24 protein-coding genes are annotated in these 22,931 nt (G+C 65.7%); 7 read left to right on the plus strand and 17 right to left on the minus strand.

Annotated elements, in window-relative coordinates; genetic code table 11:
• Nucleotides 1–149 precede the first annotated feature (149 nt).
• The 8 genes from ACVILL_RS30330 to ACVILL_RS30365 all read right to left on the minus strand — a co-directional run bounded on the left by ACVILL_RS30330 (nucleotide 150) and on the right by ACVILL_RS30365 (nucleotide 8,648).
• The gene (locus ACVILL_RS30330) at nucleotides 150–1,286 is read right to left on the minus strand and encodes a hypothetical protein (protein ID WP_456732415.1); all 1,137 of its coding nucleotides are present in this window, start codon (nucleotides 1,284–1,286) and stop codon (nucleotides 150–152) included.
• 180 nt (nucleotides 1,287–1,466) lie between these two features.
• Entirely contained in the window at nucleotides 1,467–2,207 is a 741-nt protein-coding gene (locus tag ACVILL_RS30335; RefSeq protein ID WP_456732416.1) for an SDR family NAD(P)-dependent oxidoreductase, read from the minus strand.
• 216 nt (nucleotides 2,208–2,423) lie between these two features.
• Nucleotides 2,424–3,923 carry an amidophosphoribosyltransferase gene (gene purF, locus ACVILL_RS30340; protein ID WP_456734401.1) on the minus strand — a complete coding sequence of 500 codons (1,500 nt, stop codon included), beginning with the start codon at nucleotides 3,921–3,923 and terminating at the stop codon, nucleotides 2,424–2,426.
• Between the two features lie 97 nt (nucleotides 3,924–4,020).
• Nucleotides 4,021–4,656, minus strand: a complete 636-nt coding sequence (locus ACVILL_RS30345) for a CvpA family protein (protein ID WP_021079832.1) — start codon at nucleotides 4,654–4,656, stop codon at nucleotides 4,021–4,023.
• A gap of 171 nt (nucleotides 4,657–4,827) precedes the next feature.
• Nucleotides 4,828–6,330, minus strand: a complete 1,503-nt coding sequence (gene radA, locus ACVILL_RS30350; protein WP_456732417.1) for a DNA repair protein RadA — start codon at nucleotides 6,328–6,330, stop codon at nucleotides 4,828–4,830.
• Between the two features lie 97 nt (nucleotides 6,331–6,427).
• On the minus strand, nucleotides 6,428–7,042 hold the full coding sequence (locus tag ACVILL_RS30355; RefSeq protein ID WP_456732418.1) for a hypothetical protein: 615 nt from the start codon (nucleotides 7,040–7,042) through the stop codon (nucleotides 6,428–6,430).
• 159 nt (nucleotides 7,043–7,201) lie between these two features.
• The gene (locus ACVILL_RS30360; protein WP_456732419.1) at nucleotides 7,202–7,663 is read right to left on the minus strand and encodes a hypothetical protein; all 462 of its coding nucleotides are present in this window, start codon (nucleotides 7,661–7,663) and stop codon (nucleotides 7,202–7,204) included.
• Between the two features lie 259 nt (nucleotides 7,664–7,922).
• Entirely contained in the window at nucleotides 7,923–8,648 is a 726-nt protein-coding gene (locus ACVILL_RS30365) for a sulfite exporter TauE/SafE family protein (RefSeq protein ID WP_456732420.1), read from the minus strand.
• 242 nt (nucleotides 8,649–8,890) lie between these two features.
• Here ACVILL_RS30365 and ACVILL_RS30370 point away from each other — a divergent pair, with 242 nt between their 5' ends.
• Nucleotides 8,891–9,931: an IS110 family RNA-guided transposase gene (locus ACVILL_RS30370; protein ID WP_456729119.1), complete on the plus strand. Its 1,041-nt coding sequence runs from the start codon at nucleotides 8,891–8,893 to the stop codon at nucleotides 9,929–9,931.
• Between the two features lie 315 nt (nucleotides 9,932–10,246).
• On the opposite strand, the gene ACVILL_RS30375 is transcribed toward ACVILL_RS30370, so the two are convergent.
• The 4 genes from ACVILL_RS30375 to ACVILL_RS30390 all read right to left on the minus strand — a co-directional run bounded on the left by ACVILL_RS30375 (nucleotide 10,247) and on the right by ACVILL_RS30390 (nucleotide 14,296).
• On the minus strand, nucleotides 10,247–11,017 hold the full coding sequence (locus ACVILL_RS30375; RefSeq protein ID WP_456734402.1) for an exodeoxyribonuclease III: 771 nt from the start codon (nucleotides 11,015–11,017) through the stop codon (nucleotides 10,247–10,249).
• A gap of 30 nt (nucleotides 11,018–11,047) precedes the next feature.
• Nucleotides 11,048–12,331, minus strand: a complete 1,284-nt coding sequence (gene alr, locus ACVILL_RS30380) for an alanine racemase (RefSeq protein WP_456732421.1) — start codon at nucleotides 12,329–12,331, stop codon at nucleotides 11,048–11,050.
• A 48-nt stretch (nucleotides 12,332–12,379) separates the two neighbouring features.
• The gene (locus ACVILL_RS30385) at nucleotides 12,380–13,882 is read right to left on the minus strand and encodes a replicative DNA helicase (protein ID WP_456732422.1); all 1,503 of its coding nucleotides are present in this window, start codon (nucleotides 13,880–13,882) and stop codon (nucleotides 12,380–12,382) included.
• A gap of 291 nt (nucleotides 13,883–14,173) precedes the next feature.
• Entirely contained in the window at nucleotides 14,174–14,296 is a 123-nt protein-coding gene (locus ACVILL_RS30390) for a hypothetical protein (protein WP_456732423.1), read from the minus strand.
• 34 nt (nucleotides 14,297–14,330) lie between these two features.
• Between ACVILL_RS30390 and ACVILL_RS30395 the strand changes: the two genes are divergently transcribed.
• Nucleotides 14,331–14,651 carry a hypothetical protein gene (locus tag ACVILL_RS30395; protein ID WP_456732424.1) on the plus strand — a complete coding sequence of 107 codons (321 nt, stop codon included), beginning with the start codon at nucleotides 14,331–14,333 and terminating at the stop codon, nucleotides 14,649–14,651.
• Nucleotides 14,652–14,671: 20 nt separating this feature from the next.
• On the opposite strand, the gene ACVILL_RS30400 is transcribed toward ACVILL_RS30395, so the two are convergent.
• Nucleotides 14,672–15,925, minus strand: coding sequence for a class I SAM-dependent methyltransferase (locus ACVILL_RS30400; protein ID WP_456732425.1), 1,254 nt, complete (start codon nucleotides 15,923–15,925; stop codon nucleotides 14,672–14,674).
• A gap of 257 nt (nucleotides 15,926–16,182) precedes the next feature.
• Here ACVILL_RS30400 and ACVILL_RS30405 point away from each other — a divergent pair, with 257 nt between their 5' ends.
• From ACVILL_RS30405 to ACVILL_RS30415, 3 genes are all read left to right on the plus strand, one after another.
• Nucleotides 16,183–17,175, plus strand: a complete 993-nt coding sequence (locus ACVILL_RS30405) for a hypothetical protein (protein ID WP_456732426.1) — start codon at nucleotides 16,183–16,185, stop codon at nucleotides 17,173–17,175.
• 88 nt (nucleotides 17,176–17,263) lie between these two features.
• A complete protein-coding gene (locus tag ACVILL_RS30410) occupies nucleotides 17,264–17,869 on the plus strand; it encodes a TetR/AcrR family transcriptional regulator (protein ID WP_456732427.1) in 606 nt (201 codons plus the stop codon).
• Entirely contained in the window at nucleotides 17,866–18,327 is a 462-nt protein-coding gene (locus ACVILL_RS30415) for a PaaI family thioesterase (protein WP_456732428.1), read from the plus strand. Before ACVILL_RS30410 ends, ACVILL_RS30415 begins: the two co-directional genes overlap by 4 nt.
• A 49-nt stretch (nucleotides 18,328–18,376) precedes the next feature.
• Here the strand turns inward: ACVILL_RS30415 and rplI are convergent, their stop codons facing one another.
• The 4 genes from rplI to rpsF all read right to left on the minus strand — a co-directional run bounded on the left by rplI (nucleotide 18,377) and on the right by rpsF (nucleotide 20,846).
• Entirely contained in the window at nucleotides 18,377–18,982 is a 606-nt protein-coding gene (gene rplI, locus ACVILL_RS30420; RefSeq protein WP_456732429.1) for a 50S ribosomal protein L9, read from the minus strand.
• 52 nt (nucleotides 18,983–19,034) lie between these two features.
• Complete coding sequence (locus tag ACVILL_RS30425; protein ID WP_456732430.1) at nucleotides 19,035–20,003, minus strand: DUF2232 domain-containing protein; 969 nt, start codon at nucleotides 20,001–20,003, stop codon at nucleotides 19,035–19,037.
• A gap of 126 nt (nucleotides 20,004–20,129) precedes the next feature.
• On the minus strand, nucleotides 20,130–20,369 hold the full coding sequence (gene rpsR / locus ACVILL_RS30430) for a 30S ribosomal protein S18 (protein WP_016844287.1): 240 nt from the start codon (nucleotides 20,367–20,369) through the stop codon (nucleotides 20,130–20,132).
• A 6-nt stretch (nucleotides 20,370–20,375) separates the two neighbouring features.
• A complete protein-coding gene (gene rpsF, locus ACVILL_RS30435; RefSeq protein ID WP_456734403.1) occupies nucleotides 20,376–20,846 on the minus strand; it encodes a 30S ribosomal protein S6 in 471 nt (156 codons plus the stop codon).
• Between the two features lie 339 nt (nucleotides 20,847–21,185).
• On the opposite strand from rpsF, the gene ACVILL_RS30440 reads away from it, so the two are divergent.
• Together ACVILL_RS30440 and ACVILL_RS30445 are read left to right on the plus strand one after the other, a co-directional pair.
• Nucleotides 21,186–21,896 carry a TetR/AcrR family transcriptional regulator C-terminal domain-containing protein gene (locus ACVILL_RS30440; protein ID WP_456732431.1) on the plus strand — a complete coding sequence of 237 codons (711 nt, stop codon included), beginning with the start codon at nucleotides 21,186–21,188 and terminating at the stop codon, nucleotides 21,894–21,896.
• Nucleotides 21,893–22,918 carry a fatty acid desaturase family protein gene (locus tag ACVILL_RS30445; protein WP_456732432.1) on the plus strand — a complete coding sequence of 342 codons (1,026 nt, stop codon included), beginning with the start codon at nucleotides 21,893–21,895 and terminating at the stop codon, nucleotides 22,916–22,918. Before ACVILL_RS30440 ends, ACVILL_RS30445 begins: the two co-directional genes overlap by 4 nt.
• Nucleotides 22,919–22,931: the final 13 nt, after the last annotated feature.

Genomic DNA, 22,931 nt, shown 5'->3' on the forward strand with positions numbered 1-22,931 from the left:
AGACATTCCCTCCACTGTGATTTTTCCGGATGGCCCTCTTGTGGAGCCTTGTGCCGGTCGTTCGGGTTCCCGCTTACCCTGTCCGGGTGGGGGCGGCAATCCGCATAAAGCCGGATGAGCTGCGTCGAAGCGTCATCCTTTGGTCGTCTCTACTTCAGCGCGTCGGAGGTCAGCTTGAACTTCTGGATCCGCTTGCCCTCGACTTCGCCGGTGTAGACATTGCCCTTCTGGTCGACGGCCATGACGTGCAGCAGGGCGAATTGCCCGGCATTGCGGCCGCTATGGCCGAAGGTGCCGACCACGGAGCCATCGTCGCGCTTGAGCACACGGATCTCGTTGTTGGCGCCGTCGGCGTTGAGCAGATAGGTCTGCTTCGGATCGGGCCATAGCGCGAGATCGAACACCGCGCCGTCGCCGCGGGTGTTCTTCTCGTAGAACCATTCGCTGACGAAGGTGCCGTCCTTCTGGAACACCTGGATGCGGTCCTGGCTGCGGTCGCAGACATAGACCAGCCCGTCATTGGCGATCTTGATGCAATGCACGGGGTTACCGAACTGCTCCTGCACCGCGGCGCTCGGATCGTAGGGTGGTTGCTTGTCATCGCTCGGTGTCTTGCCGTGGCCGCCCCAGTGCCGCTTGTAGGCCAGCGTCGTCGCGTCGAACACGATGACGCGGCGGTTGCCGTAGCCGTCGGCGATGTAGAGCTCGTTGGCATCCTTGTCGATCGCCATCTCGGCGGGGCGGCCGAGCTGCGTGGTGTCGTTGCTGTTGGTGCGAGCTGCGATCTTGCCGATCTGGCCGAGATATTTGCCGTCGAGCGAAAACTTCAGGATCGCGCTGTCGTCGTCGGCATTGCCGCCGACCCAGACGAAGCCGCGCTCGTCGACCTCGATGCCGTGCTCGCGGCCGACCCATTGATAGCCGTCGCCGGGGCCGCCCCAGGCGCGCAGCAGATTGCCGTCGGCGTCGAACTCCAGCACCGGCGGCGCCGCCACGCAGCATTTGGCGCGCGGCGGGGTGAGGCTTGCTGCCTTCTCGCCGTCGGTCAGCGAGCGCGGCCGGTGGATTACCCAGATATGCCCCTGCCAGTCGACGGTGATGCCGCCGACCTGGCCGATGATCCAGTTATTGGGCAGCTGTTTCGGCCAGGAGGCATCGACCGCGAAGGTCGGGACGTCACCGGCCTTGGCGGGCGCGATCGGCGCAAGAAGGGCTGATGAGGCGATGCCGGCGGAGAGAAACAATCCGGACAGAATGGAGCGCGCGCGATTGAACGTCGGCGTCATGATGCCTCCCGAGATTTTTCTTGGCGGGTGGTCCCGCTGGGGAGGGCAGTCAATCGCGGGGCGGGGGGAGTGTCAACCGGCAGTCGTCATTGCGAGCGCAGCGAAGCAATCCATCTTTCCGCTCGCACGGAGGCATGGATTGCTTCGTCGCTTGCGCTTCTCGCAATGACGGCAGAAGGCCTACGCGGGCGGCTGAAACGTCCGCAGCGTGCGCGCCTTGTAGTCGTAGAGTCTGCCGGTCTCGGTCCACTCCGGCGAACACATCGGCACGATGAATTCGGCGGCCATGTCGGGCGTATCCAGCGTCATCGGATCTTCGCCGGGAAACACCTGCGCGCGCATCCGGGTGCGGATCGGGCCGGGGCTGAACAGATTGACGCGCAGCGCTGTATTGGCGGTCTCGTTGGCCCAGGAGCGCACCAGCGCGTCCAGCGCGGCCTTCGAGGCCGCATAGGGACCGAGATAGGCGCTGGCCTTGTGGGCCACGCCCGAGGTCACGAACACGGCGCGGCCGGCGTCGGACTGGCGCAGCAGCGGATCCATGCAGCGGATCAGCTGGAAGTTGGCGGTGACGTTGATCGCCATCACGTCGTTCCACGGTTTCAGCTCGATATGGCCGAGCGGCGAGGACGGGCCCGCGGTGCCGGCATTGCCGACGAGGATGTCGAGCTTGCCGTGGCGCTCATGCAGCGCGAGCCCGAGCCGGGCGATGCCGTCGTAATCGGTGAGCGGGAGCGGCACCAGCGTGGCGCTGCCGCCGTCCTTGCGGATCTCGTCGTCGAGCTCTTCCAGCCCGCCTTGCGTGCGCGCCACCGCCACGACATGCGCGCCGGCTTTGGCCAGCGCGACCGATGTCGCATAGCCGATACCGCGCGAGGCGCCGGTCACGAGGGCAATTCGGGAGGCGAGGGGTTTTGTCATGGCTGTCCGTCCGTGTCTCGCGGCGGGTATTACAGACAGAAAGGGCCGGGACAAGCCCGGCCATCAGCGAAAGTGCTGTCATTCCGGGATGGCCCGAAGGGCCAGACCCGGAATCTGGAGATTTGAGGCATGACAGCAAAACAACGTCGAGATCCCCTGATGCGCAATTGCGCATCTGAGGTTCGCGCTGCGCGCGCCCCGGGATGACGCTTCGCGTCAGCTGGCCTCCGCCAGCAGCGAGAGCTGGCGCGGCGCGGGCTCGGTTTCGCTCTGGTCGGTGAGGTGGGTCGGATAGGCGCCGGTAAAGCAATGGTCGGCGAATCTCGGATTTGCCGGGTCGCGCCCCTCATAGCCCATCGCGCGGTACATGCCGTCGATCGACAGGAAGGCGAGCGAGTCGGCGCCGATGATGTCGCGCATCTCCTCCAGCGAATGGGTCGCCGCCAGGAGACCGCCGCGGTCCGGCAGGTCGATGCCGTAATAGTCGGGATAGAGGATCGGCGGCGAGGCGAGGCGGAAATGTACCTCGCGGGCGCCGGCGTCGCGCATCATGCGCACGATCTTCTTCGAAGTCGTGCCGCGCACCAGCGAGTCATCGATCAGGATGATGCGCTTGCCTTCGATCGCGGCGCGGTTGGCCGAATGCTTCATGCGCACGCCGAGCTCGCGCACGGTCTGGGTCGGCTGGATGAAGGTGCGGCCGACATAGTGGTTGCGGATAATGCCGAGCTCGAACGGCACGCCGGAATACTGGCTGTAACCGACCGCGGCGGGCACGCCGGAATCCGGCACCGGCACCACGACGTCGACATCGGGATGGCTCTCTCGCGCGAGCTGGGCGCCGAACGCCTTGCGCACATCATAGACCGAGCGGCCGCCGACGATGGAATCCGGCCGCGCGAAATAGATGTATTCGAAGATGCAGGGCCGGGCCGGCTTCGGCGGGAACGGCTTGTGGCTGTGTGCGCCCTTCTCGTCGAACACGATGATCTCGCCGGGCTCGATGTCGCGGACATACTTCGCACCGATCATGTCGAGCGCGCAGGTCTCCGAGGTCAGGATCGGACGGCCGTCGAGATCGCCGAGCACCAGGGGCCGGATGCCGAGCGGGTCGCGCGCGCCGACCAGCTTCTTGTTGGTGAGCGCGACCAGCGCATAGGCGCCCTCGATGGTGCGCAGCGCCTCGATGAAACGGTCGATGAAGCGGGTGCGCTTCGACTGCGCGACGAGATGCAGGATCACCTCGGTGTCGGTGGTCGACTGCATCATGGCGCCGCCCTTGACCAGCTCGCGGCGCAAGGTCAGGCCGTTGGTCAGGTTGCCGTTGTGGCCGACCGCAAAGCCGCCGGCGCTGAGCTCGGCGAACAGCGGCTGCACGTTGCGCAGGATGGTGCCGCCGGTGGTGGAGTAGCGGACATGGCCGACCGCGGCGTTGCCGGGCAGCCGCTCGATCACCTCGCGGCGGGAGAAGGCGTCGCCGACCAGGCCGAGGCGGCGTTCGCTGTGGAAGCGGGCGCCGTCGAACGAGACGATGCCGGCGGCCTCCTGGCCGCGGTGTTGCAGGGCGTGCAGGCCGAGCGCGGTGATCGCGGCGGCCTCGGAGTGGCCGAAGACGCCGAACACGCCGCATTCCTCGCGGAGCGAGTCGCCATCCAGGTCAGGATGGTAGCGAAGATCGTCTTCCCGGAGATGGTCTTGTCGAGGATGTTCCTGCATTTCGATCGGGCCGAGGTCGAGATCCATCTGGTCGGCGTGATCGGAAGGGGTCTGCATCTCGTTCATCGCCTCTCGTAAGGGGCCCAAACCAAATAGTTTATCGGCCCGCGGGTTTCTCGATCAGCTTTTTCAAGCTGTCACGCGCAGGTTTGCTATAGCCATCGCCCGACGCCGGCGTCGCCTGATCGTTGGTATCGGCCGCAGAATCGTCGTCTGGCTTATTCTTCTTGAACTTCTTTAAGATGGTGTTCTCGGGGTCGTCAGGCAAGAGCGACATCAGCCAATCCCCGGTTCCCTGCAGCACCACCCGGGACTTCGCTCCGGTCACCCAGTCGGGCCGCTGCTTGTCCGGAACCAGCCAGGTGAAGAACATGAACGCCACGACCACGATCAAGAGGCCGCGGGCGAGCCCGAACAGGAAGCCGAGGGTGCGGTCGAGCGCGCCAATCCGGGAATCCAGGATCATGTCGGAGATCCGCACCGTGATGATCGAGACCACGATCAGCGTCCCGATGAAGACGCCGGCGACCACGACCACGGCGGCGACCGTGTCGTTGTTGAAGTAGGTCTTGGCGGTCGGCAGCAGCTTCGAGAAAGCATACAGCGTGACCAGCGCGGCGGCGCCCCAGGCCGCGATCGACAGGATCTCGCGCATGAAGCCGCGCACCATGGCAAGCAGGCCCGAGATCAGCATCACGCCGAGCAGGACGAGATCGAGTATCGTTATGGGCATCGGCTGGTCAGGTCCGCTGGTGCGTTTCGGTACGCTGTTAAGGGCTCTCGCGAATCGGCGTGTCGGTGCCGTCCTAACTGAGGCGCATCGGGGGCATCCGGCAAGGCCGGACAGCCTCCTTTCCCGCGCGCCGGATGTATAGCGGCGGGGGGCTGATACGTCACGCCCGCTTTAGCTGGTCTCGCGACGGAATCGGGCCGGTGTGGCATTTTTCTCAGCCGCATCAGTGCCCCCTGAGCTGCTTTCGTCGCCCCGTGGCGCAGCCCGGTCGCCACTTGGCGTACCGCGGCCACCTCTGGGCGTTCCGCGGGCCGCGATTTCGGCGACCAGCGTGGTCAGATTGCCGACGCTGTTGAGGGCAAGCCCCGCATCGCCGCCGCTCTCGCCGCGGGCCGATTCGGGCAGGATGGCGCGGCCGAAGCCGAGCTTGAGGGCCTCTTTCAGCCGGGCCGGGGTCTGCGCCACCGGGCGGATCGCGCCCGACAGCGAAATCTCGCCGAAATACACCGCATCCGTCGGCAGCGGCGCATTCACCAGCGAGGACACCAGCGCGGCGGCCGCGGCGAGGTCCGCGGCCGGCTCCTGGATGCGCAGGCCGCCCGCGACATTGAGATAGACGTCATGTCCGGACAATTTGACCCCGCAATGCGCTTCCAGCACCGCCAGCACCATCGACAGCCGGCTCGGGTCCCAGCCGACCACGGCGCGGCGCGGCGTGCCCAGCGAGGTCGGCGCCACCAGCGCCTGCAATTCGACCAGCACCGGGCGGGTGCCCTCGATGCCGGCAAACACCGCCGTGCCGGGACTGCCGAGCTCGCGCTCCGAGAGGAACAATTCCGAGGGGTTGGTGACCTCGCGCAGGCCAAGCCCGGTCATCTCGAACACGCCGATCTCGTCGGTCGCGCCAAAGCGGTTCTTCACCGAGCGCAGGATGCGGAACTGTTGCGAGCCTTCGCCCTCGAACGACAGCACCGCATCGACCATGTGCTCGACCACGCGGGGACCCGCGATCTGGCCGTCCTTTGTGACATGACCGACCAGGATGATCGCCGCGCCGGTCTTTTTGGCAAAACGAATCAGCGCCTGCGCCGAGGCGCGGACCTGGGTCACCGTGCCGGGCGCGGATTCCACCGTGTCGGTCCACATGGTCTGGATCGAGTCGATCACGATCAGCCGCGGCACCGCGCCTTCCGACAGCGTCGAGACGATGTCCTCGACCGAGGTCTCGGACGCGAGCTGCACCGGCGCGTCGGCGAGCCCGAGCCGCTCGGCGCGCAGCCGCACCTGGGCGACCGCCTCTTCGCCAGAGATATAGACCGCGCGGTGGCCGGCGCGCGCCATCATGGAGGTCGCCTGGGTCAGCAGCGTGGATTTGCCGATGCCGGGATCGCCGCCGACCAGAAGCACCGAGCCGCGGACGAAGCCGCCGCCGGTGACGCGGTCGAGCTCGGCCATGCCCGACGACAGCCGCGGCGCGTCCTGGGTCTTGCCGGAGAGCGACTCCAGGGCAAACGTGCGGCCCTTGCGCTTGGAGCGGATCGAGACCGGCACCGAGCCCGTGGTGTCTTCCTCGGCCAGCGTGTTCCAGTCGCCGCAGGAGTCGCATTTGCCCTGCCAGCGATTATACGCAGCGCCGCAATTCTGGCAGACGAAGGAGAGGGTCGATTTGGCCATGGAGCAGGTGAGTCGCGCTATTGCGCACGATGCATAGCACGGTTCGGCCGGCGAGCACGATCCATCGACGACGGAACGCGCGACAGGCAGATCGGAATCAGCGGGAGAAGACCCGCGTTCCGGCCGGCCATCGCGGCTTGTCGCCGACCGGGCTGGCACCGATCTCCCATCCGACGCCGCCCCAGAGCACATCGACGGCGCCGAGCTCGCCCGCGCTATCACGGACGTAGAACACGTTCGGCTTGGCGTTGATCTCCAGCGGGCCGCCATTGCCATTGGCCTGCTGCTTCAACGTGCACCAGACATCCGCCAGTCGGCTCTCCTGGCTTGGACCCAGTCTGGCCAGGATCTCCTTGTCGCTCGAGGTCGCGCTAAGGACGAAGGTCTGCAGCGACGCGCCGCCGGCATCGTCCTCGACTTTGTTCGCGAAACGTTGTGCGAATGTCGCGCCCAGCCAGGAGATCTTAACCGCAGCGCTGGACGCGATGTCCTCCTTGAAATGTTCCCGCCCGATGAATTTTTCGGCGTGAGGTATCGCCGAGGTCGACGACGGATCGAACGGTTCCTCAGCTTTCGGTTGCAGGGAACATGCGACGCGGTCGGCGGCGACAGCCGAACCCGATTGGCCCGATTTCGTGTCGTCGGCGGCGGCGCCCAGACTTCGTGCTGCGAGAAACAAGGCCAATGACAGCGTGAAGCTTAACCGACGCATTTTGTTGTTGTCCCTGAATCCGCTGTGTCCGCGGAGACAAGGTAAACCGCATCGTGCAGATGTAAATTAAAGATCGGGTTTCTGGTTAAGGATAAAAAGTAAGTTCAACTACAGCGCGAATTTGAATCAAATGCGCGGACGCCCGATCGGCGGCCGGATTCAAACGCGGATGTCTCGCCCCGACAGCAGCAGCGGCGGAGTCTCGCGCAGCACGGAACCCGTCGGCAAAGCCCGGCAGCATCGTGCCTGCGCGCGCAGGGGATCGCTCCAGCTCCAGCGCACGCGCCAGGATGGATTGCTCGCGTAGGCCGGAATTCGCCAGACCCAGATCGTTTCGTAAACGCTGTCTCCGAACTGTTCGATATCGGGCCCTGCCGTCGGCCACAGGGCAGCGCCGGCAAGTGCGAGCGTCACGATCGCCGCAATCGTCATCGTCATCTTGCGCATCGCACGCCTGCCTTTCCTGCCTGTCGCGGATTTGACGACCCGCGACTCCCAATGCTTCGACTTGCGATACCCGAACGCATCAGGTGTCGATGACAACGACCGTTGAGGTGTGCGCTTCATCTGCGCACCATGTGTCGCCTGACTCTCGGGGTTCGCATCCGGGTCGTCGATCAACCCTGTGATGCCTGCTGGAGCAAAGTTCTTTTCCGCAAACGATCAGGTGCAAGTAATGAAGTTGTCATAAACGCAGTGGCCGGACGGTGGCAATCCGGATAACAACGGAAGGTGAGCGCTCAACAAAACTCTTTCGGGGTACACGCCACCCGATGCGCAAAGCCCCGTAGAATTACGACATCATCGGGAGGATGTTGGTGTTCGTCACGGTGAAATCCGTTTGCCCAAGGCATGGTCTCACGCAGTCGATGTCGGAATTTTACTGCGCCATCGCCGACCACAGCAACGCCGTGCCCGCCGCCAGCATGATGCCGTCCATGATCAGGCGGAATGACTCCGGCTTCAGCTGCAGCACGAAGCGCTTGGCGATGAAGGCGCCGGCCATCAGCGAGGCGCCGGCGATCAGGCCCTTCAGTGCGATGTCGGGCGTCAGCGCGCCGAAGCGCTCGAAGGTCACCGACTTGCTGACATAGAGCCCGAGCGAGCTTGCCGCTTCGGTGGCGAGGAAGGCGCCACGGGTGAGGCCGTAGAACAGGAATAGCGGCACGCTGAGCGGGCCGGTCGAGGCCACGATGCCGGTGAGATAGCCGATCAGCGCGCCGCCGATCATCAGATGCCACAGATTGGCTTCGAGCCTGTGCTGCGCCAGCCAGTGCCGCACCGGCACCATTGCGATCAGGAAGACGCCGATCGCAATGTCGACCGCGCGCGAGGGCAGCGCGAGCAGGGTGCGCGCGCCGAGCGCCGCGGCCGGAATGCCCGTGATCGAGTAGGCGACGCAGGCGCGCCAGTCGACCTCGCGCCACCACGCCAGGATGCGCGACAGATTGGCCATCACCGCGGCGACCGCCATGATCGGCACCGCCTGCTTCGGCCCGTACTGATAGACCAGCACCGGCATCAGCATGATCGACGAGCCGGTGCCGACGATGCCCGATATGGTGCCGGCGACCAGGCCGACGATGAGGACGAAGAGAAAGCCCATCTGCGCGCTCCGATGGAGATCGCCCATGCCACTGATTTGCCCGACGGCGCAAGCCTCTCAACAATTTCAGCGTCGTCCCGGCGAAGGCCGGGACCCATTAGCACGAATGCAAATTGTTGCGCGATGCTGAGGCCACAGCGTGTTTCAACGACGCTACCCTGTGGTTGATGGGGTGGACGGCCCCCTACGGCATCAGTGTGCCAGAATGAGGTTGTTGCAAATCTCAGACAAGGGAGCCGTCCGTGAGAGAGATTATCCGCATTGGAATGGATACGTCGAAGCATATTTTTGTGCTGCATGGGGTTGATGCGGCGGAGCAGGCGGTGTTGCGCAAGAAGCTGTCGCGCAAGCAGGTGCTGGAGTTCTTTGCCAAACTGCCGCCGACCGTGGTCGGGATGGAGGCGTGCGGTGCGGCCCATTACTGGGCTCGGGAGCTTGGCAAGCTCGGCCATGAGGTGAAGCTGATGGCGCCGCAGCTGGTGAAGCCGTATGTGGAACGCAACAAGAATGACGGGCGAGACGCGGACGGGCTGTGCGAAGCGATGAGCCGGCCGCGGATGCGGTTTGTGCCGGTGAAGAGCGCCGAGCAGCAGGCCGCGCTGATGCTGACGGGCGTCCGCGACGGGCTAATCGCCCGCCGCACCCAGCTCAGCAATGCGATCCGCGGCTATGCGGCGGAGTTTGGCCTGGTCGCCGCCAAGGGACTGGACAAGATCGAGCCGCTGCTGGCACGGATTGCGCAGGACGAGAGCCTTCCGGCGCTGGCGCGTGAGCTGTTCGCCATGCAGGGCCGCGACTACACGCAGCTGCAGGGCGAACTGAAGACGATCGAGGCCAAGCTTTTGGCCTGGCACCGGGCCAACGCCACGAGCCGCCGTCTGGCCCAGATCCCCTCGGTCGGTCCGATCATTGCGACGGCGTTGGTGATGAAGACCCCCGACCCGCACGCGTTCCGCTCCGGCCGGTGGTTCGCGGCCTGGCTCGGCCTGACACCCAAAGACCATTCCACCGCCGGCAAGACCAGGCTCGGCAAGATCACCCGCGCCGGCGACGAGACCCTGCGTCGGCTGCTCGTGGCAGGAGCCACTGCGGTGATCCGGCAAGCAAGGCTCGGACGCGGCCAGCCCTCGCGCTGGCTCGTTGCGCTGCTCAAGCGTAAGCCGCCGAAGCTGGCGGCGGTGGCGCTCGCCAACAAGGTTGCCCGCATCGCCTGGAAGCTGATGGTCACGGGCGAGAACTACGACGCCGCACGGATCAATGCCGCGCCGGCAATCGTCACCTAAGAGTTTGGCCGGCCGGACGCTGCACTCGCCGGCCGAACCGGAGCTGCAAGAGCAGATGGAATGATCGATCGATCCAGCACGCGAGACAAGCCGCGGGACCCATTGGCCTTCAGAAGGTCGCCAGGTTGTTTGGCACTCGCGTCGCGGAAACCATCTTGGCCCAGCGGTCAATCCGACCGCATCAAACAGGCCGGACATATGGATGACAGCGATCCGACCAGTTCCAGAAACCTCTTGTGCCACGGGGGCCGTCCACATATGGGTCCCGGCCTTCGCCGGGACGACAGCGCCGTTGGGGGCGCAGGGTGCCACCCATCACTTCAACACGACCCACGCCGGCGCATGATCGCTCGCGCCTTCCTCGCCGCGGATGTTGCGGTCGACGCCGGCTTTCAACAGTCGCGGCGCCACTTGCGGGCTGAGCAAGAGGTGATCGAGCCGGAGGCCTGCATCGCGCGGCCAGCGCTGGCGCTTGTAGTCCCAGAACGTGAACATCTGATCATCCGGATGCAGCCTGCGGATCGCATCGCACCAGCCCTGGTCCACCAGCGCCTTGAACGCGGCGCGGCTCTTCGGTTGGATCAGCGCGTCCTTGTCCCAGGAGCGGGTCGGATAGATGTCGAACGGCGTCGGCGCGACATTGTAGTCGCCGGCGAGCACGACGGGCACGTCCTGCTTGAGCAGCTTGCCGGCATGCGCCCGCAGCCGCTTGAACCAGGCGAGCTTGTAATCGAATTTCGGCCCGGGCTGCGGATTGCCGTTCGGCAGATAGAGGCTGGTCACGACGATGCCGCGCACCGCGGCCTCGATGTAGCGCGCCTCATGATCGCCGGCGTCGCCGGGCAGGGCGGTGCGGATCAGCACCGGCTCGGCCTTGCGCGCCAGGATGGCGACCCCGTTCCAGGTCTTCTGTCCCTGCCACACCGCGCCGTAGCCGGCCTTCTCGATCGCGGCCGCGGGAAACTCGGCGTCGCTCGCCTTGAGCTCCTGCAGGCTGACGACGTCGGGCCTGGCCGATTGCAGCCAGTGCAGCAGGTTCGGCAGCCGGCGATTGACGTTGTTGATGTTGAAGGTCGCGATCTTCATGCGCACGTGCAGTCGCGACGAGGCATGTCATCAGGCGGACGGCAGCGGCGGAGGCGCGGCAGGCGCTGTCGTCGGCAACGTCGGAGGTGCCGCTTGCGCGGCGGCCGGCTCGCTGTTCTCGGCGGCCGCGTCGCTTGTCGCTGCGACCGCATCGCCGCCCTTGTAGATGCGCACGAAGCGGCGGCCGAGGCTGGTCAGCACCTCGTAGCCGATGGTGCCGAAATGATGCGCGACCTCGTCGACCGTGATGCCTTCGCCGATCAGCGTCACCATGTGGCCGCGGCGCACGGCATTCTTGTCGAGGTCGGTGATATCGACCGCGATCAGATCCATCGAGACACGGCCGGCGATCGGGCAGCGCTTGCCGGCCACCACGACCTCGGCGCCGCGGGTACCGTCATTGGCGCTGGCGGCGCGGAAATAGCCGTCGGCATAGCCGGCGGAGACGATTGCGAGCCGGGTCGGCCGGCGCGCGGTCCAGGTGCCGCCATAGCCGACGGTCTCGCCGCGATCGATGTTGCGGATCTGCACGATGCGCGCCTTGAGGTCGACCACCTGCTGCATCGGGTTGTCGGCCTCCGGCGTCGGATTGACGCCATAGAGCGCGCAGCCCGGCCGCACCATCTCGAACTGGAACTGGGCGCCGAGGAACACGCCGGAGGAATTCGCCAGCGAGGCCGGCACGCCGGTGAACAGGCTCGCGATCTCGCGGAAGCTCGCAAGCTGCTTGGCGTTGGCGGGATTGTTGAGCAGTTCGGCGGAGGCCAGGTGGCTCATCACAAGCGTGATGCCGTGGTCGCCGGCATTGATCCGCGGGATGATGCCTTGCGCCTCGTTCACCGTGAGCCCGAGCCGGTTCATGCCGGTATCGATATGGATGGCGGCGCCGCCGGACCAGCCGGAGCGGCGGCAGAACACGTCCCATTCGGCAAGCTCGTTGAGATCGCCGATCACAGGCTTGCAGTCGATCCTGGCGTAGGCGTCGCCGGTGTTCTGGAAGAAGCCGCCGAGCGAATACACCGTTGCTTCCGGAGCGGCCGCGCGCACCGCGGCGGCCTCCTCGACGGTCGCGACGAAGAAAGTCTTGCAGCCGGCCTTGGCGAGCGCGCGGGAGACTTGCTCGGCGCCGCACCCGTAGGCGTTGGCCTTGACCACGGCGGCGCATTCGGCCGGTACCGCGGTCTTCTCCAGCTTGCGCCAGTTGGCGATGATGGCGTCGAGGTCGACGGTGAGGATGCCGCTGGCGGTCGGATGGGCCGCCAGCAGATTGGCTTCGGGCGTCAGCTGCGCTTTCGCGTCGGTCATGATGTTCATGGCGCAGTTGTACGCGGGCGCCTTGCGCCGTTCAACCGCGGCCAAACGTCAATAGGCGCGATCCGGAACCTGGCCATCGGGCGCGAGGTCGCCGAAGCGCGTCACGCTGGCCTCGAAGTGCAGGTCGACCGTGCCGGTCGGGCCGTGGCGCTGCTTGCCGATGATGACTTCGGCCTTGCCGTGGGCGAGGCCCATTTCCATCTGCCACTTCTCGTGCTCGGGGGTGCCGGGGCGCGGCTCCTTGTTGGCGAGGTAGTATTCCTCGCGATACACGAACATCACGACGTCGGCGTCCTGCTCGATCGAACCGGATTCACGCAAGTCGGAAAGCTGCGGCCGCTTGTCGTCGCGGTTTTCGACCTGACGCGAGAGCTGCGACAGCGCGATGATCGGAACGTTCAGTTCCTTCGCCAGCGCCTTCAGATTGGTGGTGATCTCGGTGATTTCCTGCACGCGGTTGTCGTTACCCTTCTTGCCCGAGCCCTGCAGCAGCTGGATGTAGTCGATCACGATCAGGTCGAGACCCTTCTGGCGCTTCAGCCGCCGCGCCCGCGCGGTCAGCTGCGAGATCGAGAGGCCGCCGGTTTCGTCGACATAGAACGGCAGCGATTGCAGCTCGATCGAGCAGTCGCGGATCTTCTCGAAATCGAGCTCGGAGATGCCGCCGCGGCGGATCGAGCTCGAGGGGATGCCGGTGCGTTCGGCGAGAATACGGGTGGCGAGCTGTTCGCCGCTCATTTCGCAGGAGAAGAAGCCGACCGAGCCACCGTGGATCGCCTTTGTGGTGCCGTCCGGCTGGACCTCGCCTTCATAGGCCTTGGCGATGTTGTAGGCGATGTTGGTGGCAAGCGAGGTCTTGCCCATGCCGGGGCGGCCGGCGAGGATGATGAGGTCGGACGGCTGCAAGCCGCCCATCCGGGCATCGAGATCGCGCAGGCCGGTCGAGATGCCCGACAGCTTGCCGTCGCGCTGGAACGCCTTCGCCGCCATGTCGACGGCAATCGTCAACGCCTGCGCGAAGCGCTGGAAGCCGCCATCGTAGCGGCCGGTTTCGGCGAGGCTGTAGAGCTGCCGCTCGGCGTCCTCGATCTGTGCGCGGGGCGCGAAGTCGACCGGTGCGTCGTAGGCGACGTTGACGATGTCCTCGCCGATCTGGATCAGATTGCGGCGAAGGCTCAGGTCATAAACGGTACGGCCGTAGTCCTGCGCGTTGATGATGGTGGTCGCTTCGGCGGCAAGCCGGGCGAGGTATTGGCTGACCGTCATGCCGCCGATGTCGGTATCCGCCGGCAGGAACGTCTTCAGGGTCACGGGGGTCGCGACCTTGCCCATCCGGATCAGGGAGCTTGCGGTCTCGTAGATCGTCTGGTGCAGCGGCTCGAAGAAATGCTTCGGCTCAAGAAAATCGGAGACGCGATAGAACGCGTCGTTGTTGACCAGGATCGCACCCAGAAGGCTCTGTTCCGCTTCGATGTTGTGCGGCGCACTCCGATAGGTCGGCGAGGCGGCGTCGGGCGCGAGCTTGTGGATGTTCGAATCAATCAAGGCCATGGACGAGCTTATTCTTCTGATTTCGTCGTTACTGAGATTTTCGGGTGCGGGGCGGCGATCAAGCGCCAGCCCGGCACGAAGCGAAAGGACGGATGTTTCTTATGCACGATTCACACAACGCGCTGTGCGAATCCGTAACGGCCGGCCGCATTCCGCTTGACGGCGTTTTGCCCGAATCCGGGCGAGTCCCGGCCGATCAGCAATGTCGTTGGCAAAAGTCGGACGCAGGCTGAACCTTTTCCGGGGCCAGCGGACCCATGGAAAGGCGAGGCGGCTGTTGGCGTCTGGTCCTCAGACCAGGATGAGGAAAGCCAGCGCGATCAAGGCGGCCACGACGCCGGTGGCGATCAGGGCGTAGTCGGTCGCGATATCGCGCTGCGGGTCCAACATCGTCTGGTGCGGTTCTCGGCTCATTCCGGACCACTACGACAGCCCGGAACGGACCTCTGTGAAGCAGATCACATCTGCCGCACTTTTTTTGCGGCAGATTCGCGGGAACGACCCGGCGGATTCCGGGTTGTCTCCGCTCAGGGAAGATACGGCGTCGATGGCTCGAGAGTTTCAGACAACGCGACTTCAGTCGGCCCGGGCAGGCGGCATCGACCGCCGCTGGCTGACGGCGCTTGTCGACGCCATGGAGCAGGCGGCGCGTCCGGAGGTCCGGAATGTTCCCTGCGATATCAGGCTGATCTCTGCCGCCGCGGCCCATTTGGCCCGTCCGGCGCCGACCTTTGCCCATTGCGGCTCGGCCTTCAGCCTGCGCAATTAGCGGTACCCACTCCTTCAGATCTATTCGCCGGCGAGTTGCAGCCGCGGTTTGGCCGCGTCGGCTTCCTTCAGCCGCAGGCGGGCCTCTTCGCGGACGATGTAGTCGCGGGTCATCGGGACGATGCCCTGGCGCTTGGTGAGCTGCACCTGGAAGTTCATCATGTTCTGCACGCGGAACGACATCTCCGAGGCGCCCAGATAGAACTCCCACATCCGGGCAAAGGCCTCGTCGTAGAGCCGCACAGCCTCCTCGCGCCGCGCCATGAAGCGCTCGCGCCACGCCTTCAGCGTCTCGGCATAGTGCAGGCGCAGGATTTCCATGTCGCAGATCAAGAGGCCGGCCTTCTCGATCGCCGGCATGACCTCGGAAAGCGCCGGGATGTAGCCGCCGGGGAAGATGTACTTCCGGATCCAGGGACTGGTGACGTCGGGACCGGTCGAACGCCCGATCGAGTGCAGCACCATGACGCCGTCATCGCTGAGCAGCTCGGCGCAGTGCTTGAAGAAGGTTTCGTAGTAGGCGACGCCGACATGCTCGAACATGCCGACCGAGACGATGCGGTCGAACGGGCCGGGGATGTCGCGGTAGTCCTGCATCAGGAAACGTGCCGATTGCGTCAGGCTCCGCTCCGCCGCCCGGGCGTTGGAAACCTGCAATTGTTCGGTCGACAGCGTGACGCCGGTGACGTCGGCGCCGCTCATCTCGGCGAGATAGAGCCCGAGCCCGCCCCAGCCGGATCCGATGTCGAGGATGCGGTGGCCGGGCTCGATCAGGAGTTTGGCGGCGAGATGGCGCTTCTTGGCGAGCTGGGCGTCGTCCAGCGCCGTGTCCGGGGTCTCGAAATAGGCGCAGCTGTACTGCTTGTCCGCATCGAGGAAGAGGGAGTAGAGGCGGCCATCGAGGTCGTAATGCCGGGCGACGTTGCTCTTCGAGCGCCCGCGCACGTTGATCTGCTGGGCGCGCCGTCCGAGGAATCGGAGCCAGGCCTGGATCCTGGCAAAGTTCGGCAACATGGCGGCCTGGCCCATCAGGACCGCCAGCACGTCGGCGATGGTGCCTTGCTCCACCACGAACGTGCCGTCCATGAAGGCTTCGCCGAGATAAAGTTCGGGATCAATCAGGATGCGGAATTCGGCCGCCCTGGTCATGAAGCGCGCGGCAACCGGGATACCGGTGCCGTCGCCGCAGGTGAATTGAGCGCCGCTCGCGGTCGTGAACGTGATCGAGCCGCGGCGGATGAACCGCCCCAAGACGTATCGCAACAGTCGGTCCATCGAAACACCAACGGAACGGGAAGCTGCACCCGACACCACCGGAGCTGATCACTCCAATGTGTCCCCAAATCAAACATAGGCAGGGAATTGGATCGCGCTATTGCGTTGTGGTCAAAGCCGATATTCCAAAATGTGACAATTGCGTGGATGCGTCACGCGCGCGCTTCCATTCGCGCGATAATCGGATAAAAGGTGACCGCCGCGGCCGATCCATGAGGCGCAGGCGGCGATTTTTCCGGAATCTGGAGACTTAAGGAATGTTGAGCCGAGCCCTCAGTCTGGCGACGGTGACGCTTCTGATTGGCTGCCTGTCGGCCGTATCAGCACAGGCGCAAAACCTCGAGGCCGGCAAAAGCCCGTCGCAGATTTTCGCCAATACATGCGCGACCTGCCACAAGAGCCCGCGCGGCCTCCTGAAGACCGTGCCGGCCGGCTCGCTGCCGGGCTTCCTGCGCCAGCACTACACGACGTCGAGCGACATGGCCGGGGTGCTTGCATCCTACCTGATGTCGAACGGCGCCAGCGACCCGCGCTACCAGGCCAAGGATCAGCCCAAGGGGGCCAAGGGCAATCGGGAAAGCCGCCAGGAAGCGAACCAGTCTCCGGAGCAGCCGTCCGAGCGTCCGTCTCGCCGGCAGCATCAGAGTGCGGCGCCGCAAGAGGGGGCCAATTCCGACGCCGACCGTTCGAATCCCGAAGGACGTCCTGCTCACCGCGGCAGGCGCATGGCTCGACCGAGCGAGGCGCCCGAGGGCGCCAAGCCGGAGGACGGCCAGGCGCCGCAGGCCGCGGGTGAAGCGAAGCCGTCCCGTCAGAAGCATGGCCGGCGCGGCAAGCCCGTCGAGGAGCCGAAGTCCGAGGGCACGTCGAAGGGCGAGGCCACGAGCGAGGAACCCAAGGCCCAGGAACCCAAGGCCCAGGAGCCCAAGGCCCAGACCGCCATCAAGCACGAGGACAAGGGCGAGGCCGAAAAGCCGGCGAAGCCCGCCAGCCAGCCCGACACCGCCAAGGTCGATGCGCCCAAAAACGATGTCGGCGGCAACGCAGGCAGCGAACCGGCTGCGTCGTCGCGGCCCGATCCGGTTCCGCAGGTCACGCCGGCGCCGGCCTCGCCCGAGCCGGCTGCTGCCGCAGCTCCCGCACCGGCGCCTGCTGCGCCGCCGGTGACCGCGGCCGCACCGCCTCCGCCGCCACCTCCGCCCCCGACGACGGCAGGCTCCGGTCCTCCGGAGGCTCCGACCTCGAAGTAATCGCCAACGCCGGGCCGTGAGGTCCGGCGTATTCATTTGACTGCCTCTAGAGCGTAACTCTAGAGTAAATATCTAGGCAGGAGGTGAAATGAGCACGGTGCGCGAAGATCTGCTGGCGGCGGGACTGGCGGTGTTCGACCGTGACGGTTTCGAGGGCGCGACGGTGGCCGAGATCCGCTCCCGCGCCCGCGCATCCAATGGCAGCTTCTTTCACTTCTTCACCTCGAAGAAGGAGCTCGCCGGAACCCTGTTCCTGGAAATCCTGCAGGCCTATCACGCCGCGATCATCACCGCGGTCGACGACAGCTGCGGCGCCGGCGAGGGCGTTGCGCGGCTGATCCACGCCCATCTCGACTGGGTCGTGACCTCCAGGCGCGAGGCGCGCTTCCTGTTCGAGATTTCGCGCAGCGAGTGGGGTGAGGAGGTGCGCGGCGCGCAGCGCACCGAGAATTCCAGGCTCACCGAGGGCATCGAGCGCTGGCGCGCGCCGCTGCTCGCGCGCGGCGAATTGCTGCCGATGAGCGCCGTGCTGTTCTTCAGCCAGATCATCGGGCCGGCGCAGATCTTCTGCCGCGCCTATCTGTCGGGCCGCCATCACAACGATCCGCGCGAACAGGTCGAGACGCTGATCGCCTGCGCGATCCGCGCGGTGGTGGCGCCGGGTGCATCAGAGCGAGCAGGAGGAACGTCATGAGCGAGACCGATCCGGACTTCGCGCCGATCGCGACGCGGATTCGCGACAATGTCGGCCGTCAGGGTTTTATGGGCCTTGTCGGTGCCGAAGTGGCCGAGCTGTCGCGCGGTGCGTGCACGCTGGCGGTCGACCGGCGGCCCGAGCTGTTGCAGCAGCACGGCCTGTTTCACGGCGGGGTGACGGCGTTCCTGGTCGATAACGCCACCACGATTGCAGCAGCGACATCGCGCGGCCAGCCGGCGCTGACGGCGGAGTACAAACTGAACCTGCTGTCGCCGGCGTCGGGCGATCGGCTGATCTGCCGGGCGCGCGTGATCAAGCCGGGACGTCAGGTCGCGGTCGTTGCAGCCGACGTGTTCTGCATCATCGACGGCAAGGAGAAGCATACCGCGACCGCGCTGGCGTCGATCGCCATGCTCGACGAGCAGGCGGCGGCACGAATCCGAAGCCCGGCCTGATAAGGGCCGGGCTTCGTCGCGTGCAGTCGGTTGGACGATACCGAGAAGCTTACTTCTCTTCTTCGGCAGCCGGCGCCGGTGCGGCTTCGTCGTCGTGCTGGGCTTCCGGATCGAAGAACTCGCCGGCGGCGGCGAGCGCCTCGGCGGCGGCGTCCTGGTCTTCCCGGCGGGTCGAGATGTCCTCGCCGCGCTTGATGCGCTCGGCCTCTTCGGCGGAGCGGGCGACCGTCACGGTGACGCCGGTCTCGACTTCGGGGTGAACGGCGATCGTCACCTTCTGCGCACCGATCACCTTGATCGGCGAGTCGAGCCAGACCTGCGGGCGGGACACCGTGACGCCGTCGGCAGCCAGCGCGGCGACGATGTCGCGCACCGTGACCGAACCGAACAGCTGGCCGGACTCGGAGGCCTGGCGGATGATGACGATGTCGCGGCCGTCGATCTTCTCGGCGACCTTGGCGGCTTCGCCCTTGGCCTTGATGTTGTTGGCCTCGAGCTCGGCCTTCATGCCATCATACCTGGCGCGGTTCGCCTCGGTGGCGCGCAGCGCCTTGCCGCGCTTCAGCAGGAAGTTGCGGGCGAACCCGTCCTTGACGCGCACGACTTCGCCCATCTGGCCGAGCTTGGCGACGCGTTCCAGCAGAATGACTTCCATTTTCGTTCTCCTTTAGATGCTTAAGTATCGGGTTAAGTGGTTGGATCGAATCTCAGGCCGCGGGCAAAGGCGGCGGTCTTGTTTGCAGGTAGCGCTGCCGCAGTCCGAACACGGCGTCGGCGATGCCAAGCGCAGCCACGGCTGCGATCGGCCAGCCGAACATGACGACGACGACGTAGATGCCGCCGAGCCAGAAACCGCGACTGGCGAGCGACAGCGTCAGGGTGTGCAGCACCGCGAAGCCGACGAGCGCATAGGCGAGCACGAGCGCCGTGGTGACGATCTGCGCCAGCAGGGCAAGCATGCCGCCGACGAAGCTGAGCGCCGCGGCTGCCATCAGCGCGACAAGCGCCATCGACGGAAGCGCGGTGCTGCGGAGTTCCGGCCACGGCCGGTTCAGCCGCCCCGAGGTCTGCGCGATCTTGCCGGCCAGCCACAGGTTCAGCGTCAGCGTGACGATCGAGATGATCGTTGCGGCCAGCGGCGCGAGGATCACCAGCATGTCGACCAGCCGTTCGATCTCGCCGCCGCCTTGCGCCTGGCCGGCGCTGAGCACCTTGAACAGGCCGCGCCGCAACGCGCCGGTGATGGTGTCGATATCCGAGCCGAGCGTGAACAACGCGGCGGCTGTGGTGATCACCGCAAAGGCCGCGATCCAGAGCAGGATCCGCCCGACGGGATACCATTCGAACACGGTCGGCTGTTGGGTGGCGCCATCGTCCGCTGCGACCTCGATCGGCCGTCCGAGCAGGGCGAGGTGGCCGAGCCACCAGCCGGGCAGGGCGACCATCATGGCAAACGCGATGCTGTAGGGAAGTCCGAAGATCGCGCCGAGAACGGAGGCGGCAGCGACGCCGCCGATGGCCGCCGGAAGCGGTCCCCACGCGAGCGCCGTCACCATCAGCGGCAGCGACGCAAGATAGAACAGCAGCAGCGAGATCAGCGCGCCCGAAGTGATCGAGGCGAACATCAGCGCCGACGCGGCGCCGGCTGCAAGTGCAACGGTGAATATCGCGATCATCAGCTGTCCCGCCCCCTTTGAGCGGTTAGGGGTCCTGCCTGGAGAACCCCAACCATCGGCGACCGGACGACCCGGAAGCCTTATGAGAATGAGCGGCCGGCGGCGCGTGCCGCCGGCCGAAGTCGATTACCTGATAACGTAGGGCAGCAGGCCGAGGAAGCGCGCGCGCTTGATGGCGCGGGCGAGCTCACGCTGCTTCTTGGCGGACACGGCCGTGATGCGGCTCGGCACGATCTTGCCGCGCTCGGAGACGTAACGCATCAGCAGCTTGGAATCCTTGTAGTCGATCTTCGGCGCGTTCGCGCCCGTGAACGGGCAGGACTTGCGACGACGGAAAAACGGACGGCGGGCACCAGCATCAGCCATGATTCATTACTCCTCGGTCGCAGCTTCTTCTTCGCGCGGACGGCGCGGACCGCGGTCGCCACGGAAACCACCACCTTCACGGTCACCACGGAAACCACCGCCTTCGCGGTCGCCGCGGAAGCCGCCGCCACGATCGTCGCGCTCGCGATCACGGTCGGCCTTGCGCATCATCGCGGACGGGCCTTCCTCATGCTCTTCGACGCGCACGGTGAGATAGCGGATGACGTCTTCGTTGATCCGCTCCTGGCGCTCGATCTCGGTGACGACAGCCGACGGAGCGTCGATGTTCATCAGCACGAAATGCGCCTTGCGGTTCTTGTTCATGCGGTAGGTGAGGGAGCGCACGCCCCAGCTCTCGGTCTTGGTGACCTTGCCGCCGCCCTGTTCGACGATGCCCGTCATCTGGGCCGTCAGTTCATCCACCTGCTGGGTGCTCGCATCCTGACGCGCGAGAAAAACATGCTCGTAAAGAGGCATGGTTGTCCTTTCCTGTGTTGGCGCGGTTTCCGGCGACAAGCCCTTCGAGACCTTCGGAAAGGACTCGAGCTGCTCAGAAGGCGGGAGCACGGGACGACGGGCCGACTGGCCCTGCCACATCAAAATCAACGGGTGAATTTGCTGAGACCGTCCGTTCAGCTCCCGGCCGGAGCCCACGAATGGCGCGCTTATACGGATTTTGGCCGCGAAAGCAAGGGTTCTCGGCCTCCGTATCTGCGGGAAGGTCGTAGCCCGCCAAGCCATCAGGCGCAACTTTTGGGCATTATCGGTTGATTTCTTTGTTTGTATATCATACAAACATTGCCGGGAGGATGATCGATGGGTTCGGAGACCGCCAGCGGCATGTCTGCGTCCGATCCGAAGCACGCGGTTCGCGCGACGCGGTCGGCGGGGCGCAAGATGCGCTCGCTGCTGCTCGATGCCGCCAGCCGCCTGTTCAAGGAGCGTGGGCTGTCGGGCACCTCGATTTCCGACATCGCCGCGGCGGCCGACGCCTTTCCGAGCCAGATCACCTATTACTTCCGCACCAAGGAGGCGCTGTTCGTGGAAGCCGCCAGCCGCGACATGCTGTATCTCGCGCGCGCGACCGAGCAGGCGGCCCTGACGGCGCATACGCCGCGGGAGTACACCCATGCGCTGGCCGAGACCGTGACCGCGACCGACACCGTCGCCTTCTTCGCGGAGGCCCTGACGCTGACGCGGCGCCGGCAGGATCTTGCGCCCCTGGTCGAGCGCACCATCGAACGTCTGCACAGCGAAGGCGCGCGCGCCTATGCGGGCCAGGTCGAACGGCATGGCTGGCGCTCGCTGCGTGCCCCCGAGGAGAGCTCGCGGCGCTTCTGGGCGATTGCGATCGGTGTGATCGTCGAAGGTTTCGCGATGGGCCGCGGCTCCGACGAAATGTGCCGCGAATTGCTGCGCGCACTCGGCGAGCAGGCAACCGCGACATCGGCAAATGATGGATCGCGGCTGCGCCTGGTCGGCGATCGCAGCACTGCACCCTCAACCGACGGGGAGACAAGCTCATGACCGCACTTCGGATGCGCGCCCGCGATTTCCTCACCGAGGACGAACTGGTGGCTGTACGGAAGCGCACGACGTGGAAGGGCGTAGCCCTGATCGTGCACGCCTGGGCACTGATCCTGGGCGCGATCGCGCTGGTTGCGTGGTGGCCCAATCCGCTGACCTATCTGCTCGCGGTCGCGATCATCGGCTCGCGCCAGCTCGGGCTCGCGATCCTGATGCATGACGGCGCGCATGGCTGTCTCTCGGCGGACGAGAAGACCAATCTGACGCTGAGCCAGTGGTTCTGCGCCTATCCGATCTTTGCGGAAACCCGCGGCTATCGCCGCTATCATCTGCAGCATCATGCGCGGACCCAGCAGGAGGACGATCCCGATCTCGTGCTGTCAGCGCCGTTTCCGATCACCAAGCTGAGCTACCGCCGCAAATTCTTCCGCGACATCACCGGACAGACCGGCTACCAGCAGCGCAAGGCGCAGCTGCTCAATGCGATCGGACCGAAGGAGTGGCCGTTGTCGCGGCGCGCCGCCAACTTCTGGCGCAAGCTCGGGCCGCAATGCGTCACCAATGCGCTGCTGTTCGCGGGCCTTGCCGCCGCCGGCGTGTGGTGGGCCTATCCGCTGTTGTGGCTGGTGCCGCTTTTGACCTGGATGATGGTGATCACGCGCATCCGCAACATCGCCGAGCATGCCGTGGTGCCCGACAGCTCCGATCCCCTGCGCAACACCCGCACCACGCGGGCCAACGTCCTCGAGCGGCTGTTCATTGCGCCCTATTACGTGAACTATCACCTCGAGCATCACTTGCTGTTCTACGTGCCTTGCTACAACCTGCCGCGCGTCCACCGCATCCTGAGCGGAAGCCGCTATGCCGACCGGATGGAGGTGCAGCCGGGCTATGCCGCCGTGCTGCGGCTGGCGACGGCCAGGCCCGCCCACGAGGATCGTCCCGGGAAGCTGGTCAACAGCGCGCGCCGGGCGAGGGCCGGGGTCGAGGTCAACGCCGACCAGAACGCCGGCGGATTCTAGGCCGGAGCCGGCC

This window comes from Bradyrhizobium sp. USDA 3364 (assembly GCF_054056355.1).

What these genes read in the sequence shown, in the direction of transcription:
- alr (WP_456732421.1), bottom strand. Translation starts at nt 12,331, where the DNA reads ATGAACATCATGACCGACGCGAAAGCGCAGCTGACGCCCGAAGCCAAT.
- ACVILL_RS30405 (WP_456732426.1), top strand. Translation starts at nt 16,183, where the DNA reads ATGTTGAGCCGAGCCCTCAGTCTGGCGACGGTGACGCTTCTGATTGGC.
- ACVILL_RS30330 (WP_456732415.1), bottom strand. Translation starts at nt 1,286, where the DNA reads ATGACGCCGACGTTCAATCGCGCGCGCTCCATTCTGTCCGGATTGTTT.
- ACVILL_RS30400 (WP_456732425.1), bottom strand. Translation starts at nt 15,925, where the DNA reads ATGGACCGACTGTTGCGATACGTCTTGGGGCGGTTCATCCGCCGCGGC.
- ACVILL_RS30385 (WP_456732422.1), bottom strand. Translation starts at nt 13,882, where the DNA reads ATGGCCTTGATTGATTCGAACATCCACAAGCTCGCGCCCGACGCCGCC.
- ACVILL_RS30335 (WP_456732416.1), bottom strand. Translation starts at nt 2,207, where the DNA reads ATGACAAAACCCCTCGCCTCCCGAATTGCCCTCGTGACCGGCGCCTCG.
- ACVILL_RS30390 (WP_456732423.1), bottom strand. Translation starts at nt 14,296, where the DNA reads ATGAGCCGAGAACCGCACCAGACGATGTTGGACCCGCAGCGCGATATC.
- ACVILL_RS30425 (WP_456732430.1), bottom strand. Translation starts at nt 20,003, where the DNA reads ATGATCGCGATATTCACCGTTGCACTTGCAGCCGGCGCCGCGTCGGCG.
- rpsR (WP_016844287.1), bottom strand. Translation starts at nt 20,369, where the DNA reads ATGGCTGATGCTGGTGCCCGCCGTCCGTTTTTCCGTCGTCGCAAGTCC.
- purF (WP_456734401.1), bottom strand. Translation starts at nt 3,923, where the DNA reads ATGCAGGAACATCCTCGACAAGACCATCTCCGGGAAGACGATCTTCGC.
- ACVILL_RS30445 (WP_456732432.1), top strand. Translation starts at nt 21,893, where the DNA reads ATGACCGCACTTCGGATGCGCGCCCGCGATTTCCTCACCGAGGACGAA.
- ACVILL_RS30415 (WP_456732428.1), top strand. Translation starts at nt 17,866, where the DNA reads ATGAGCGAGACCGATCCGGACTTCGCGCCGATCGCGACGCGGATTCGC.
- ACVILL_RS30410 (WP_456732427.1), top strand. Translation starts at nt 17,264, where the DNA reads ATGAGCACGGTGCGCGAAGATCTGCTGGCGGCGGGACTGGCGGTGTTC.
- ACVILL_RS30440 (WP_456732431.1), top strand. Translation starts at nt 21,186, where the DNA reads ATGGGTTCGGAGACCGCCAGCGGCATGTCTGCGTCCGATCCGAAGCAC.
- ACVILL_RS30345 (WP_021079832.1), bottom strand. Translation starts at nt 4,656, where the DNA reads ATGCCCATAACGATACTCGATCTCGTCCTGCTCGGCGTGATGCTGATC.
- ACVILL_RS30375 (WP_456734402.1), bottom strand. Translation starts at nt 11,017, where the DNA reads ATGAAGATCGCGACCTTCAACATCAACAACGTCAATCGCCGGCTGCCG.
- ACVILL_RS30365 (WP_456732420.1), bottom strand. Translation starts at nt 8,648, where the DNA reads ATGGGCTTTCTCTTCGTCCTCATCGTCGGCCTGGTCGCCGGCACCATA.
- radA (WP_456732417.1), bottom strand. Translation starts at nt 6,330, where the DNA reads ATGGCCAAATCGACCCTCTCCTTCGTCTGCCAGAATTGCGGCGCTGCG.
- ACVILL_RS30355 (WP_456732418.1), bottom strand. Translation starts at nt 7,042, where the DNA reads ATGCGTCGGTTAAGCTTCACGCTGTCATTGGCCTTGTTTCTCGCAGCA.
- rplI (WP_456732429.1), bottom strand. Translation starts at nt 18,982, where the DNA reads ATGGAAGTCATTCTGCTGGAACGCGTCGCCAAGCTCGGCCAGATGGGC.
- rpsF (WP_456734403.1), bottom strand. Translation starts at nt 20,846, where the DNA reads ATGCCTCTTTACGAGCATGTTTTTCTCGCGCGTCAGGATGCGAGCACC.